Below are 13,212 nucleotides of genomic sequence, written 5' to 3' on the forward strand. Positions count from 1 at the left end.
CCCGCTCACCGTTGCGGGTCCGCCGGTGCCGGCTCGATCGAGGAGAGGGTCGGACGCTTGCGCCCTCCGCCGCCGCGGACCTGCTCCCCGGCCGGATCGTCCTCGGCCGGGTCCGCCCTGACCGACTGGTTCGGCTCCGGCTCCGGGAGGTCGTCGACATTGAAGGGGCCGGAGACCAGGGCGGGCTGGGTCCCGGAGACGATCGAGGACAGCACGGCCCCCTTGGGGGTGAAGATGGTCACCACATCCACCAGCTGCCAGACGAGCACCATCTCCGGGTGGTCGTTGCCCTCGTTGTCATACTCGTTCGAAACGAACGAGGTGGTCTGGGTCGATACGGTGAGCTGCTGAGTGGTGGTCGACGAGCTGCTCAGAGCGGCTGAGACCGACGCGCTGATGGGGCCCCAGCCGGCGCTCGCACTGGCGCTGACCGATTTGGTGACGCTGCTTTCGTCGGACGAACTATCCTGCATGCCCGAAATTACCGTGTAGCTGACCGTCTTCTTCTGCCCGGGCGCGATGCTGTAGGACTCCGGCTGGCGTTGCCAGAACTGTTCACGCGTCACCGTGTTACCGATCGGGAGCATGCCGGTGCCCACGAGCACTCTAGGCCCGTCGGGAGGTACGACGATCGACGGGTTGGGCATCGGAATCCCACCGATGTCGTTCGGGTCCAGTAGGTCCCCGCCCGAGATGGTGCTCAGCTGCCTGTTGCGGTCGGCCATTTCGATGACGGCGGCGAACGCGCCGGAGGACGAGACGCGGGCGAGCCAGTAGTTGCCGGGCCACGAGCTGACCACCAGCTGGCCGCCACCGGGAGCCAACCGGGTGCCCGGGTATCCCGCCTCCCAGAACTTCGTCCGCTTGTTGAAACCAGAGTGGTCGCCCTGTTCGTCGACCCAGAAGACGTCGAGATGAACGGAGGTGTCGTTGGTGATGACCAATATCCCCTCGTTACCCCGGGAGGTGGACCGCAGGGTTCCGGCGAGGGCTTTCCGGTATGTCTCGTTCAGCTGCATGGCCTGTCCCCTACTCCGAACTGAGGTAGTACGCATACGGATCGCCATCGAAGACGGCCGAGATCGGGCAGGCGTGCGCGGTCGGCGGGAGGCGCAGCTCCGCGCTCAGATCGACGGAGTACCACAAGCGCCCGGTCCATTGCAGAGAGATCAGATGGTCGCTCCGGTCCAGGTAGAACAGGAATTGCTTGACGTCGTCGGCGGACAGGACCGCCGCCAACGCGCCGGCGGGCGCGGCGGTCGGGGCGCCGGCTTCGCCGTTGGCGAGTTCACCCGGAGTGCTGTAGGACCATCCGATCCCGGACCAGGCCAACGCGGCGACGTTGCCGGCCCAGTCCTGGTAATACACGCGGGGCTGCGAGGTTCTGGTGAGCGCGACGACCATCGGGTCGCCGTCAAGGGCGTACTTGGCGCCCGCAGCCTGTGTCAGGTTCGCCCAGGACCACCACTTGCGACCCGTCGGGTACTGGTTGGTCGGCGCATCGACGTTGTGGGCGAGCTGGATGGGACTGTTGTTGACGTCCAGGTAGTAGATCCGCCGGATGTCCGAGGCGAATCCGACGGCCGCGAGCGGGCTGACAGGAGACATCGGAAGCGGACCACTGATCCATGTGCTGAGGTTGGTCACCAAGGGTTCTTTGTTGTGCGTCCAGGACACTTCCAAGAGCTGGTTGCGCGTATTCATGTAATAGATGAGCACCCTGCGGACATCGTCGGTGACCGTCGCCGCCAACGGACTGGCGGCCGAAGCCTTCGGCGGCTTGTTATAGGTGCGCACGGTCCAGGTATTCCCGTTCTTGTGCCATAGCCGCACCAGACGGTTCGCCGCGTCGAAGTAATGGACCGTGACGCCGCCCTGCACCGTGGCTGCCAGCGGACTCCCGACGCCGGCGATCGGCGCACCGACATCAGCGGTGAAGTTCCGCCACCGCACGTCCTTGCCGTCGACCGCCAGCTCGATGATGCTGCCGTAGGTGTCCGCGTAGTAGATGCGCTGGGAGTCCTTCCCCACTGTCACCGACGCCGTGCCGTTGCGAGGAGAGGCGAACGGTGCGACCGGCCTGGGCGGCCCGGGGGCACCCGGCGATTCCGTTGAGTCCTCGGCGGAATTCTCGGGCGCCGGCAGAGAGAAATTGAGATCCCTGTACACCCATTTGCCGCCGCGCAAGGTCACCTCGATCACCGTGACCATCTTCTCGTTCCCGCCGAGCGCTCCTACTCCCATGATCCCGGTCCGTTCCTGTTCGTCCGCCGAGCCCCCTCTCGACGCTCCGCCTCCCCGAACCGCCCCGCCATACCCGTTAGGCCGTACGGGTGATGCCTGATGTTGAATTGCGGGGGTCGGTGGTCAGGACCGTCCAAAGTCGCCAGGCGTTTTCGGTGTCCAGGGCGGTGAGGCCCTTGCTGCTTTCGTGGATCCCGATGTCGTTGAAAGCATCTGCCAGACGGTCGATGGCCAGGTCCAGGGCAGGTGGGGCGGGCGATGAGGTCGGCTAGGCGCCGGGCGTCCGCGGCGCGGGCCATCGTTCCTGGCCGTGGCCGCCGCACACTCCCAGCGCTCGTCCGGAAGCGGGTGCAGGCGTCGGCCGACGCCTTCGAGCAGGCCGCCCGCGCACCCGGCGCCCGCTCCCTGGAAGGCCGCGCGCGAGCAGGATGGCGCGCCTCGATCCGGGCCTTGGAACACGCCCCGCGCGCCGCACGCGGGGGCGGCGCCGCAGTCGTCCTCACGCTGCTGATCGCGCTCGTTGAGGCGGTGGAGGCCGCCGTGTCCTGGCACCGGGCGCAGGCCTTCCGCGCGCAGGCGAAAGCCGCTGCCGAGGCCGCGATCCTGCTGCGGGAAGCAGCCGGCCTGACCGGCACCCCGCCACCGACCACGCAGCGCGTACCGGTCGGGTGGTGCGCCCCGCGGGCCGTGGCCTGCCGACCGCCACACCCGTTACCGGTGTACCGGTCCGGCCGCGCCCGGATCCCGGACGGCCAGGCCCGTCCCGTACGCGCTGACCTTGGCCGAGGGAGCTTCCTGCCGATGACGTACCCGCCCCAGCCCGAGCCGTTCTCCGAAGCCCTCGGGGAAGCCACGCAGAGTACCGCGATGGCCTACCGGCTGGGATGACCATCACCGACGCGGTCCGCCGCGCCACCCAAAAACGTGATTCCGGCGCCACCGAGGGAGGACCGCGGTGACCGCCCCCACCTACCAGTACGTCGATCTCCCGGACGCGTCCATCGTGACCACCCGGGCGCTGCTCACCGCGAGGGAGAACATCGCCGACACGGTCGCTGCGCGGGCGATGATGTGCATCCACGGCAACGCGGGCTTCGGTAAGACTCTCGCGGTCAACACGTCCCTGTACGAGCTGGAGGACGCCCGCGGTGAGGAAGTCTGTCGGGTCACTTTCCGCGCTCGTCCGACCGCTCGCGCGGTGCGCTACAAGCTGTTCGAGACGCTGCGCCTGCCTGGTGAGCCTCCCCGCCATCCCAGCGAGTTCGACCGCCTACTCAAGACCGCCCTGTCCCAGCGGCCCCGCACGTTCCTTGTCGATGAGGCGCAGTGGCTCAACGGGGAGGCGTTCGAGTATTTCCGCTACCTCTGGGACGAGCCCGCAACGCAGATCGCGATCGTCTTCGTCGGCGGCGCCGGTCCCCATACTGTGCTGCGCCGCGAGCCGATGCTCTCCTCCCGGATCTTCATCTGGCAGCAGTTCACCCGCCTAACCCCCGAAGAGGTCCTCGACGTCGTCCCTCTCTTCCACCCCGTCTGGGAGGACGCCGACCCCGCCGACATCACCTTTGCGGACGAACAGGCCGCCCACGGCAACTTCCGTGCCTGGGCCCAGCTCACGGCCCACATGCGCACCGCCCTGGAGCGCACCGGCCGCCCCCGCCCGGACCGCGACCTGTTGCGCTGGGCCTTCAGCCGCCTCGCATGACCACACCCGCCACGCTGCGGTCGTGCTCGCGCAGCGTCTTGAGCAGACCCGGTGTTCGGCAAGCAGGTCGACGACCGTGCGGGTGTAGGCGTGGGCGGTGGACTCGCTGATCCCGAACCCGGCGGCGATCTTCGCCAGAGTGGTGTGCTCTCGTAGGTACACCAGTGCCACCATCGCCCGCTGGGACGGTCGGAGTTTGCAGCACCGGTCGCCCTCACGAGTGACAACCAGCATGGTGACCCACTCCACGAGCGCATGCGGCAGGTCAAGTGCGGCAGGATGGATGACCAACTAGGCCTCCGAGCAACGTGATTGAGACGTCAGACATCTCGATCAACAGCTCGGGGGCCTCGTCCGTTGCGTTTCACGGCCCATCACCCGATCGGTGGCCAACTCGAAGAAGCTCAGTGAGGGTCAGGCTGATAACCTCGCCGTCACCCACCATTCCGACCAAATGCCCATGCCGCGGATCAGCCTCGATGGCATCGGCAGAGCGCCCAGTAACGAGCACCTCTGCTGGCAGCAGCTCAACCACCGGATCGACGCCCTTCATGACGAATGAGTCGTACCCCGTTCCCATCGGCTGTCCGTCCTCACGAACCACAGCCCGAACGGCGTCTTCATCATCAGCAGCGGTGTAGTAGCCAAAGAGAGCTCCCATACAACCGATCATGGCACTCACCGCTGACAACGAGCCCGTAAGGCAGCCAAACCGAAACATCGATCACCACGCAGCGTCACCGACCACAGAACTTGAGCCAGAGCCACAACCCGTGAGCAAAGCACCCGGATCGATGGCCGGTCCTGACGTATGTGAGGTACACCGACGAGATGCAGCACGACGCGATCGTACGGATTCGACAAGCGGGCCAACCGAATCTCGCTGGCCACCGCGGCCAGTGCCCCCGGAGCGGACTGCCTGACCACCGGCGGCACGACCACGACCCACACCTACGACAGCGCCGATCGAATTGTCGACCCCGGCTACGTCTACGACGCCTTCGGTCGCACCACCTCGATTCCCGGCAACGGTACGGTCGGCTACTACGCCAACGACCTGGCCTACCAGCAATCCACGGACGGCAAGCGCCAGACCTGGCAGCTCGACGCTGCGCTGCGCTTCCGTTCCTGGACGACGGAGGTCAGTAGCGGCTCCAGTTGGACTCAGACCGGGGTAAAGGTCAACCACTACGACAGCAACGGCGACAACCCTGGCTGGATCACCGAGGACGCCGGCACCGGCACACTCACCCGCAACGTCCAGTCCGCCTCGGGCGGTCTTGCCGCCACCACCGGCAAGACTGGTGACACCATCCTGCAACTCACCTCGATCCACGGAGATGTGGCCCTCCAGCTGCCGCAGAGCACCGGCACCCAGTGACCTCACGGCCCGGCGGCTGTACAGCCGGCCAGGGTGAAATCGGGGCCCGGACCACATGCGGTCCGGGCCTCGATTCGTGTGCGGTCCAGCCTCCGCCTCCACGCGGCGATGAGGCGGAGGCCATCGGCCGGTGCGGGCACGGCGGGTGTGGAGCAGGGGGCGCGGAGGGCGTCGGGGCTGTCGATCCACTGCGTGGTGGCGGCTGGCAGGGCAGGCCGGCTTCGCGCAGCCCACGGCGCTTGCCAACTCGGCGGCCGCCACCCGCCTTCTCACTTGGGCCGAACGACCGGGAAGCGGTGCCCCACGCCTGCGGTTGCGATGAGAGGACTGCCACGACAGGGCAGTGAGCAGGCTGATGGGGATTCCTGAAAACGACCAGAAATGCTCTTCGCCCCACTCGGTCGGGCTCTCAACGGACTGGGGAAATTCAGTGAACGGCGGGCCGCAGAAAAGATGATCTCCGGGCCGGCTTGGAGACCCTGGCCCGCTCAGAAGTCGTAGCAGACGTAGGAGCCTTCGGACCCGCGGGCGATCCGGTCCGAGCCCCAGCAGTGGAGCATCGGCCCAACGCGGTACAGGGCGGCGCCACCGGCCAGCAGGACAAGGACGGCGAGCACGGCGGTCACGATCCGCATGGCCGTCATCCGCCGGACGAGCCACCAAGCCCCGGCGACCGCAACCGCCCCCAGCCCCAGCATGACGGCCGATATCGGGGCGGTGTTGTTCTGGATCCCGGGAAAACGGCCTGGGTGCGCGGCGTGTTGGACGGCGGCGAAGGCGAAGAAGAACAGCAGCAGCCCCAGCAGCAACAGTCCCACAGAGCCGACCCCGCGGCCGACGGCCCGGCCCCGGTTCCGTGGGACTCCGGGCGCCTCGGCGTCGTCCGCGCGCACGAGCCGCCGGTCGAGGACCGCCCGTAGCCGGTCCACCTCCTCCGAGTCCGCCACGGCTCGCTTGGGCAGGACGGCGAAGCCGATGGCGGACTTGTCGGCGCTGAGAAGTACGAACAGTTCCGGCGTTTCGGCATAGCGCGAGTAGAGGTGCCAGTTGTGGCTGGCCGAGCTGTGCGCGGTGGTGAGCCGGACCCCGGTGTCGTCGACCGTCCCGCAAATGTCCCCCTGCCGCTCGGCGAGCCGGTGGAGGCGGCGCGCCTGCAACCACGGCACTGCAGTCATGAAGACAACGAAGAGCACCACCCCCGCATAAAGCGGCCACGGTGTGTCCCGGTGGGCGGAGCCAGTCGCTGACAGCAGGGCGCCGACGGTCGTGACCGCCACCGTCCACACCAACGCCCCGCGCTGAAAGCGTCCCGCGCCGGTGCTCCTCCTGCGTGCCCGCAGCGCGGACGCCAATTCGCCGACGGTCGGCCGGTAGGCCAGCTCCACCGGTCTGGCGGCGACCGCGTCCGTTTCCCGGCCCTCGGCCATGTTCCCTCCCCGGTTCGGTGATCAACCGGATCCTAGAGGCTTTCCCAGCCGCTCCGGCGACCTGGCGGTGGTCCCGCCCTACGTCATCGAGGTCACGTAATGCTCGCAGTGCCGCGGTCGACGGTGTACAGGCACCTTGACAAGACCAAGCCCCTGCCCGCGAGCCCAAGAAGACCGCGGTCGCAAAGTCCTGACCGCTGCTTTGCGGCTGGTGTCTGTGGTAGGCCCCCGGGGCCATCAAGGGCGCCTACGGCGTCACTCACGCGATGCGCTGCGCGCACCCTGAACTGGCCACCACGGCTCTGATTTGGCTGCCTATCGGGCAGCCCCACCCATGCGGTGCCCGTCCGCAGGTAGTTCAAATAGCCGCATCAGGGCAGAATCAGCCGTGTATGGATTCGATATCTTCCCCGCCGCCTGCGACGACTGGTGCCGTTCCCGTGGTCAAGGGCGGCAGGCGGCCGGAGCGGTCGCGGGTCCGGCATGGCAGCCCTTCCTGCGCGGATTACGGCTGTACGCGTCCCGAGTGCACGGCTGCGGCGCGTCGGGATCGTGCCCGGCGTACGCGTAAGCTGAAGGCCGGGCGGCCCGCCCGGGTCTCCGCCGGCGAGGCCGCTGATCATGCCTGCCGGTGCTGGAGACGGGCCTGTCGGCCGCGGACATCGCAGAGATCTCGGGAGTCGCCGTCACGCTTGTGAGGCGGCTACTGCGACCGGCGGGGGAGCGGCCGAGCGGGATTCACCGTGCCACCTCGGAAGCCATCCTAGGGATCCCGCTGAGCAGTGTCTTCAGACGGGATCGGCTTCTGCCTGGGCTGGTCGATGCGGACAAGGCGGCCGCCAGCCTGCAAGCCCTCGCGGAACGAGGGTGGCCGACCAGCTTCCTGGCCGCCGAGCTGAGCACCAGCACGCATACGCTCGCCGCGATTCGTGCCGGGGAACGAAGGCGCCTGACCCTCGACCTGGACCGAAGGATCCAACGCCTTTCCGCACCGTTGCTCGCGAGCGATCCGGCGGACCACGGCATCGACCCATGCAGGAGCCGCCGGGCGAAAACCGCTGCCCGACAACGAGCCCAGCGGGCTCCTCGTTCCTGAACCCGCTCCTGACCGTGCGCACAGAGTGGAGGGCCTGGTGAGGGTACGGCGGGTCCCGTAGCGGCGCGAGGCGGCGCCCACGGACGCGTGCGGTTTCAGCGCGGGGCAGGCAGGACGATTCCGTGGGCGTTGGCGGTCTCTCCCGGTCGCAGAGTCCACGGCACCGGTGCGGTCTCCGAGAGCCATCCGTTCGTCACAAGCCGGCCGATCACGAAGATGCGCAGGTTCCGGGTCAGACTCCACCCCAGTCCCTCGCACAGCTGAGCGTAGGAAGGTCCGTGGCCGTGTTCAGCACGGAAGGCCACTGTGAACTGAGCGGCCAACCCCCCTCGCTCCGGGTTCGCCTCCTTCCAGGCTCTGTATGATTCCTGGACGTTTCGCGGCTTTGGGAGGTGAGGTCCGGGGGCCGTGAAGGCAGTCACTACGTGGCCCAAGGGCAACAAGCACACGGCACAGTGCTCGACAGTCTCGGTGTGGCGCCGCAGCCCCGGGCGGGCCTTGGCCTTCCACCCCGCCCAGATCGCCGGATCGATCTGCGGCGGGTTGACGACACGGGGCGGCTTTTGCGGTGTGGGCGAGGCCGAGTCGGCTGGGGGGTGGGGGAGCATCCCGGCGAGGTGGCGCACTCCTGCATCGAGGCGGTAGCGGTCACCGGACAGCTCGGTGAGAAAGCTTTTTTCAGCAGCTCGGGCAGCACGGCACGGCAGGCTTCGGGGAGGTCACTTGGCAGCGTTCCGTTGAGCTTGGAGGAAGCGTGCGCTGCCAGGAACAGGGCTGCGAGCCGTACCGTCGGGGTGGTTTTCCGGAGTGGCTTGGCGGCCAACGTGCGAGCGGTCCAGCCTGATACCCGGGAGCGTGGTTGCTTGCCACAGGGCAGGGGGTGGTCCGCGTCGGCTGCCAAAGCCGACACCGTCACCGCGACAGGAAGCTCCGGGGCTCCGTCGAGCAGCTGGTCGGGGACCTGCCACTCCAGGTCGCGCAGTTCGGCCACCGCCTGAGCCGGATGGGCGAGCTTTAGCGACCGCAGGTCCTGGCCGGTGAGGTTGGGTACCGCCCCGGGCCGCCCGGATGGCCACGACGACCGCAAGCAGCGGAGCGTCGGAGGCAGCAGGGAGGAGTGCTGCCACGTACGACAGCAGAATGCTGCAAGTTGGCCCTGCTGAGTCGTCAACAGGAAGGGCAGTACGGTTGGAGCTGGGGCAACGAGAGTTGACACAGCACCCCTAACGGAGTCCGCCAGTCGGCGTCACGCTCCCTGCTCCGCACGAGGTATCCGACCAAGGCGACGCTTCGAGCGACCGACGACGCCCACACCATCGAGTTGAGCACCCGGCTTGTGGGTTGGTGCCCCCGGCACCTGGGCAACGGAGGCCAGTTTCGGGCTTGCCGCGCAGCTTGACGGTGTAGTCGAAGGTGTCCGAGCCTTCGAACCCTGGCTGCGGGGTGTACACGGCCAGGCTCCTGTCGGCCTGCAGCTCCAGCTTCGTGCTGGGGCTGCTGGGGCTGCTGGGCAACCGTGATCTCGACATCGGCGGATGTTAGGCCCTTGTCGTCGTCGAGGTCGTCGGTGCGAATGGTGCGGGTGTCTTCGGGGATCAGGCACATATTCCGTGAAGGCGACTGTCAGTGAGGCGAGGGCTCAGCGTCGTCCCATTTCCACCCGTGCTCGGGGAACTGTTCAAGTAAGGCAGACAGCGAGGTGGCCTGGTGGATTGCGGCCGACCAGTCCTGGGCGGAGTTGTCGAGCAGGACGAGAGCCGGCGCCTCCTGTCGGAAGTCGTAGGTGAGCATCTCGCGGCCACCGTCCCCGCCGATGACGACGCCGCCGGGGAAGCGTTTTTGGATGTCGCCTGCCTCGTTGACATCGACGAGCTCCGCTATGGCATTGATCATCAGGAAGTCGTCCGCAGGAAGAACGAATCGACTCGTGCTCCCTTCCGTGGCCAGGAAGTTCCGGTAGTCGTCGGGGAACCTGACTCCGAGTCGGCTCTCGGCCTGCGCTATCTGGTCGTCGTTCGAGCTCATGACGTCGATCTATCAAGCACAGCTCGCACTCCTGACGCCCGGCTGCCTCGCGGTAAGCAGGACTCGCTTGCGCAGCAACGGGAGCGTGGCCCGTCCGAACATCTGGCGCTTGACCATCTTGATGTGGTTGACGCGGCCTTCGACGGGCCCGGAGTTCCAGTGGCTGGTCAGGCCCTGGATGACGGCGTCCCAGTCCTTCTCCAGGCCAGTGGCGAAGCTGTGCAGGCCGGGCAGGTCTTCGGCGCGGACGGCGGCGATCCAGTCCTTGAGGTGCTGGCCGGAGCGGGTGGTGAGAATCTCGGCGAACCCACGGACGAGGCGGCTCATGGCATCGAGTTCGGGGCTGCGAGCGAGGACTTCAGTGAGCTGTTGGCGGTCTTCGTCCCGGAGTCGGTCGGGGTGACGCATCATCCATCCGGTGATCTGGCGGACGCCTGGTGGTGCCGGGCCGACGACACGGATGCGCTGCCGGCGGCGGGGCCGCAGGTAGTCGCTGATCGTCTGGTAGTGGCCTTGGTAGCCGAGTCCCTGGAGTTCAGCGTGCAGGTCGATAGCGTTCGTGCAGCCCTCTGACCAGCGCTTGTCCAGGTGGGCCTTGTAGGGGTCGAGCTGGCTGGGTCGTGGTTGATGTCGTCCGGTCAGCAGCTGTTCGGGGGTTTCGGCGCGGGCGGTGCGGCGGACGGTGTTCCCGCCGATGTGCAGTTCCCGGGCGATCTCGCGGATGCCGTGCCCCTGGTCGAGAAGGGCGTGGACGATGGTGTGGCGTTCGCGGATTCGGGCTTCGATCGGTGACATCGCCTTGGCCGGGCCTGCCGGGCTGGCAGTGGAGATGTTCGCGGTACTGTCCGGTCCGGTGGGCGGTTTGAGAGAGGCGTTGTGCCGGCGGACGCTGGTCTCGACCGCGGTGCCGAGGTTCTGCCAGATATGGAATCGGTCTGCGACCTGCACTGCTTGTGGTGCGCCGGTGCGGGCGCCGTCCGCGTAGGAGCCCCCTCGGTCACGGCAGATGATTTCCACGCCTGGGTGCTTGCGCAGCCAGTTCGCCAGCCTCTTCGCATCTCGGCCCGGCAACAGGTCAAGAGGCTGGCCGGTCGCGCAGTCGATGATCACGGTGCCGTAGTGCTGTCCGCGGCGGGTCGCGAAGTCATCGACGCCCAGCACTCTCGGCTCCGGCCAATGCGGGTCGGGCAAGGCCATCACCAGCCGTAACAGGGTCGTCCGGCTGACCGCGCTGCCCAGCGCCACGGCAAATCGGCTGCCCGCCCGGCCTGCGAGAGCGACGGCCACCGCTTCTAGAAGCCGACGTGGCGCCGGTGTCCGTCTGCCATACCGGACGGTCAGCCCCTCGACCTGTTCGACAAACGTACGCCGCAGGCAGTCGGTGTTCTCGCAGTACAGCCGGCGCACGGTCAGCTCGACCAGCGCCGGCTGACCACCAACCGGGGTACCCGGGTCGACCGAACCGAGCAGTCCGGGCACGGCACACTACGGCTCCGTGTCCTGGCCGAGACTCATACCGTCCCGCACTCAAGGAACACCCGCTCCACCAGCACCGCGCTGAAGTGCGGAAACAGCACCGCTATGAGGTCATCACACCGCACCACGGTCCCAGGTGACGGGACGTCACCGTGGCCGAACGCCGTTGATCGCCTTCACGGAATGTGTGCCTGATCCCATCTCACACCAACGAAGCCAGGGTGTCGACCACATTGCCCGATCTCGTTCCCCTTTGCCTGCCAGCTGCCCGAGCAGCGGCGGTTGCCGCGGCATCAGGCGAGTCGATCCCCGTTCTGTGGCCGGCGGGCCGGGGCGGGGTTGTGGTCGCCCGCTTGGCATATGCCCGGATTGATAGGGCGGGCACTGTGGGTAATGGGTGGTGGTCACGGGCTCCCCTGTATGCGAGTAGGGGCCGTGTGGTTTGGCGGCTCCGGTGCGGGGTCGTTTGCGGCAGGAGGAGCCGGGGTGCCTGAGAGCAATGCTGGTGACGACATGGAATATGGGATGTACCGTCCTCCGATCCCTCCCGACTTCGGCTTTGAATTCGGCCAGGTCCGAGGGGCATGAGGACATTTACGCGGTCACGTTGTACAGCCCGGTGTACAAGAGGGAGGCGGTCGTCTATCCGAAGGGTTCGGCTCTGGTTACGGTGCCTTCGCTGACTGCCAATGCGGTGCTGAATGCGGAGGGGCAGCACGAGCGTGACATGGAGGAGAGGAAGCCCGGTTGGGGGCGTGAGCGGCTTGGCTGTGTAGCAGGCCGGAACTGGAGCGCAGGGAAGGCTGTCATGGGTCGTGCCTCGCACGGCCCATGACTTTGCGGCCGTGACACCAGCTGTCCCTGCTGCTGGCGCCCGCGGAGCGGGCTTGTCCTGGATGAGGAGCCAGAAGGAACTGGGGTGGGGGAGCGGCCCCAAGCAACGGGCTGCAGGACCTGAGCCGTGAAACGGGGTCAGCTATAGAGCTCGGACCGGGTGGCCGCTTATCTTACCCCGTAGGGATTATAGAGAAGTGGTTGAGGTGCTGGATCTGCTATCTGAGGTACTTGTGTGGTATGGAGCAGGAGGCACTGAACGCACGCAATAGAGGATTTGGCCGGGTAATCCGGGAAGGGAGCGTTCTCGCTGCGCTTGTAGGAGCGGTGATCGGGGCTTTGACGGGTCTGGTGGGGAGCATGCTTGTCTATGTCCAGGCAGATAGGATTCAAGAGACCGCAGCGGATGACCGGCGGGCCGATATTCGGCGAGCGGCATACGTTCAACTGGGGACAGCTTCTACGTCATTCGTGACTGAGATGGTCTCAATGTCAGCTCTCATCTACGAAGAGCGAACGGTTGAAGCCCTCGAACGTAGGCTTAACGACAGGATCAATCCGGCTACCACACGGTTGGTTCAGGCTGAGATGACGGCGCGTCTTGTGGGAACGGAGGAAAGTAGAGCTCTTTTGATGAAGACAGTTCAGCGTCGGGAAAAATTGGTGATCATTATTCTAGATGCAAGTGTCGGTGATAGGGAGAAATTCGATAGTCAATTCACTAACGAAGAAATGAAATACTTGAAGGCCATGAACACTTTCTTGGACAAGGTGGATGAAGAAGTGTTGTAGACAGGGAAGGGAATGTCCAGATCGCTGAGCCCGAGCCAGTCAGTCCTGGGGTCGGGGCTCCGCCCTGGGCTGGTGCTGTAACGGATCGCGAAGTCCACTGTTTCATCCGTATGCCGATTCCCGTCAACGCCCACAACCGCTAGGAGTTGTCGTCAAAGTGTCACGCCCACATCAGCAGTGATGCGAGGGTGACGGCTGCTTGGTAGGACTGGGCGGTCTTGTCGTACCGGGT

10 protein-coding genes and 2 pseudogenes are annotated in these 13,212 nt (G+C 66.6%); 5 read left to right on the top strand and 7 right to left on the bottom strand.

The window, feature by feature from the left end:
• Positions 1-5: 5 nt before the first annotated feature.
• Both ACWGH1_RS33135 and ACWGH1_RS33140 read right to left on the bottom strand, forming a co-directional pair.
• Complete coding sequence (locus tag ACWGH1_RS33135; protein WP_453352208.1) at positions 6-1,019, bottom strand: hypothetical protein; 1,014 nt, start codon at positions 1,017-1,019, stop codon at positions 6-8.
• A 10-nt stretch (positions 1,020-1,029) separates the two neighbouring features.
• The gene (locus ACWGH1_RS33140) at positions 1,030-2,202 is read right to left on the bottom strand and encodes a hypothetical protein (protein WP_453409280.1); all 1,173 of its coding nucleotides are present in this window, start codon (positions 2,200-2,202) and stop codon (positions 1,030-1,032) included.
• A 390-nt stretch (positions 2,203-2,592) separates the two neighbouring features.
• Between ACWGH1_RS33140 and ACWGH1_RS33145 the strand changes: the two genes are divergently transcribed.
• The gene (locus ACWGH1_RS33145; protein ID WP_453352210.1) at positions 2,593-3,132 is read left to right on the top strand and encodes a hypothetical protein; all 540 of its coding nucleotides are present in this window, start codon (positions 2,593-2,595) and stop codon (positions 3,130-3,132) included.
• Positions 3,133-3,199: 67 nt separating this feature from the next.
• Positions 3,200-3,949, top strand: a complete 750-nt coding sequence (locus tag ACWGH1_RS33150) for an AAA family ATPase (RefSeq protein WP_453352211.1) — start codon at positions 3,200-3,202, stop codon at positions 3,947-3,949.
• 19 nt (positions 3,950-3,968) lie between these two features.
• Here the strand turns inward: ACWGH1_RS33150 and ACWGH1_RS33155 are convergent.
• Positions 3,969-4,240 (bottom strand): annotated as a pseudogene (locus ACWGH1_RS33155) (helix-turn-helix domain-containing protein); the annotation flags it as partial.
• A 73-nt stretch (positions 4,241-4,313) separates the two neighbouring features.
• Positions 4,314-4,631: a hypothetical protein gene (locus ACWGH1_RS33160; protein ID WP_453352212.1), complete on the bottom strand. Its 318-nt coding sequence runs from the start codon at positions 4,629-4,631 to the stop codon at positions 4,314-4,316.
• A 144-nt stretch (positions 4,632-4,775) separates the two neighbouring features.
• Here ACWGH1_RS33160 and ACWGH1_RS33165 point away from each other — a divergent pair.
• A pseudogene (locus ACWGH1_RS33165) lies at positions 4,776-5,318 on the top strand (hypothetical protein); the annotation flags it as partial.
• Between the two features lie 500 nt (positions 5,319-5,818).
• On the opposite strand, the gene ACWGH1_RS33170 reads toward ACWGH1_RS33165, so the two are convergent.
• A complete protein-coding gene (locus ACWGH1_RS33170) occupies positions 5,819-6,757 on the bottom strand; it encodes a YcxB family protein (RefSeq protein ID WP_453409281.1) in 939 nt (312 codons plus the stop codon).
• 2,509 nt (positions 6,758-9,266) lie between these two features.
• Here ACWGH1_RS33170 and ACWGH1_RS33175 point away from each other — a divergent pair.
• Complete coding sequence (locus tag ACWGH1_RS33175) at positions 9,267-9,395, top strand: hypothetical protein (protein WP_453352214.1); 129 nt, start codon at positions 9,267-9,269, stop codon at positions 9,393-9,395.
• Between the two features lie 81 nt (positions 9,396-9,476).
• On the opposite strand, the gene ACWGH1_RS33180 is transcribed toward ACWGH1_RS33175, so the two are convergent.
• Both ACWGH1_RS33180 and ACWGH1_RS33185 read right to left on the bottom strand, forming a co-directional pair.
• Positions 9,477-9,878 carry an SMI1/KNR4 family protein gene (locus tag ACWGH1_RS33180; RefSeq protein WP_453352215.1) on the bottom strand — a complete coding sequence of 134 codons (402 nt, stop codon included), beginning with the start codon at positions 9,876-9,878 and terminating at the stop codon, positions 9,477-9,479.
• A 12-nt stretch (positions 9,879-9,890) separates the two neighbouring features.
• Complete coding sequence (locus tag ACWGH1_RS33185) at positions 9,891-11,357, bottom strand: ISL3 family transposase (protein ID WP_453352216.1); 1,467 nt, start codon at positions 11,355-11,357, stop codon at positions 9,891-9,893.
• 1,071 nt (positions 11,358-12,428) lie between these two features.
• On the opposite strand from ACWGH1_RS33185, the gene ACWGH1_RS33190 reads away from it, so the two are divergent.
• Positions 12,429-12,980 carry a hypothetical protein gene (locus ACWGH1_RS33190; RefSeq protein ID WP_453352217.1) on the top strand — a complete coding sequence of 184 codons (552 nt, stop codon included), beginning with the start codon at positions 12,429-12,431 and terminating at the stop codon, positions 12,978-12,980.
• Positions 12,981-13,212: the final 232 nt, after the last annotated feature.

Source organism: Streptomyces sp. NPDC054883 (assembly GCF_053610645.1).

Bases quoted from the DNA above. Each gene is read 5' to 3' on its own strand.
- ACWGH1_RS33180 (WP_453352215.1), bottom strand. From the start codon at position 9,878: ATGAGCTCGAACGACGACCAGATAGCGCAGGCCGAGAGCCGACTCGGA.
- ACWGH1_RS33170 (WP_453409281.1), bottom strand. From the start codon at position 6,757: ATGGCCGAGGGCCGGGAAACGGACGCGGTCGCCGCCAGACCGGTGGAG.
- ACWGH1_RS33190 (WP_453352217.1), top strand. From the start codon at position 12,429: ATGGAGCAGGAGGCACTGAACGCACGCAATAGAGGATTTGGCCGGGTA.
- ACWGH1_RS33135 (WP_453352208.1), bottom strand. From the start codon at position 1,019: ATGCAGCTGAACGAGACATACCGGAAAGCCCTCGCCGGAACCCTGCGG.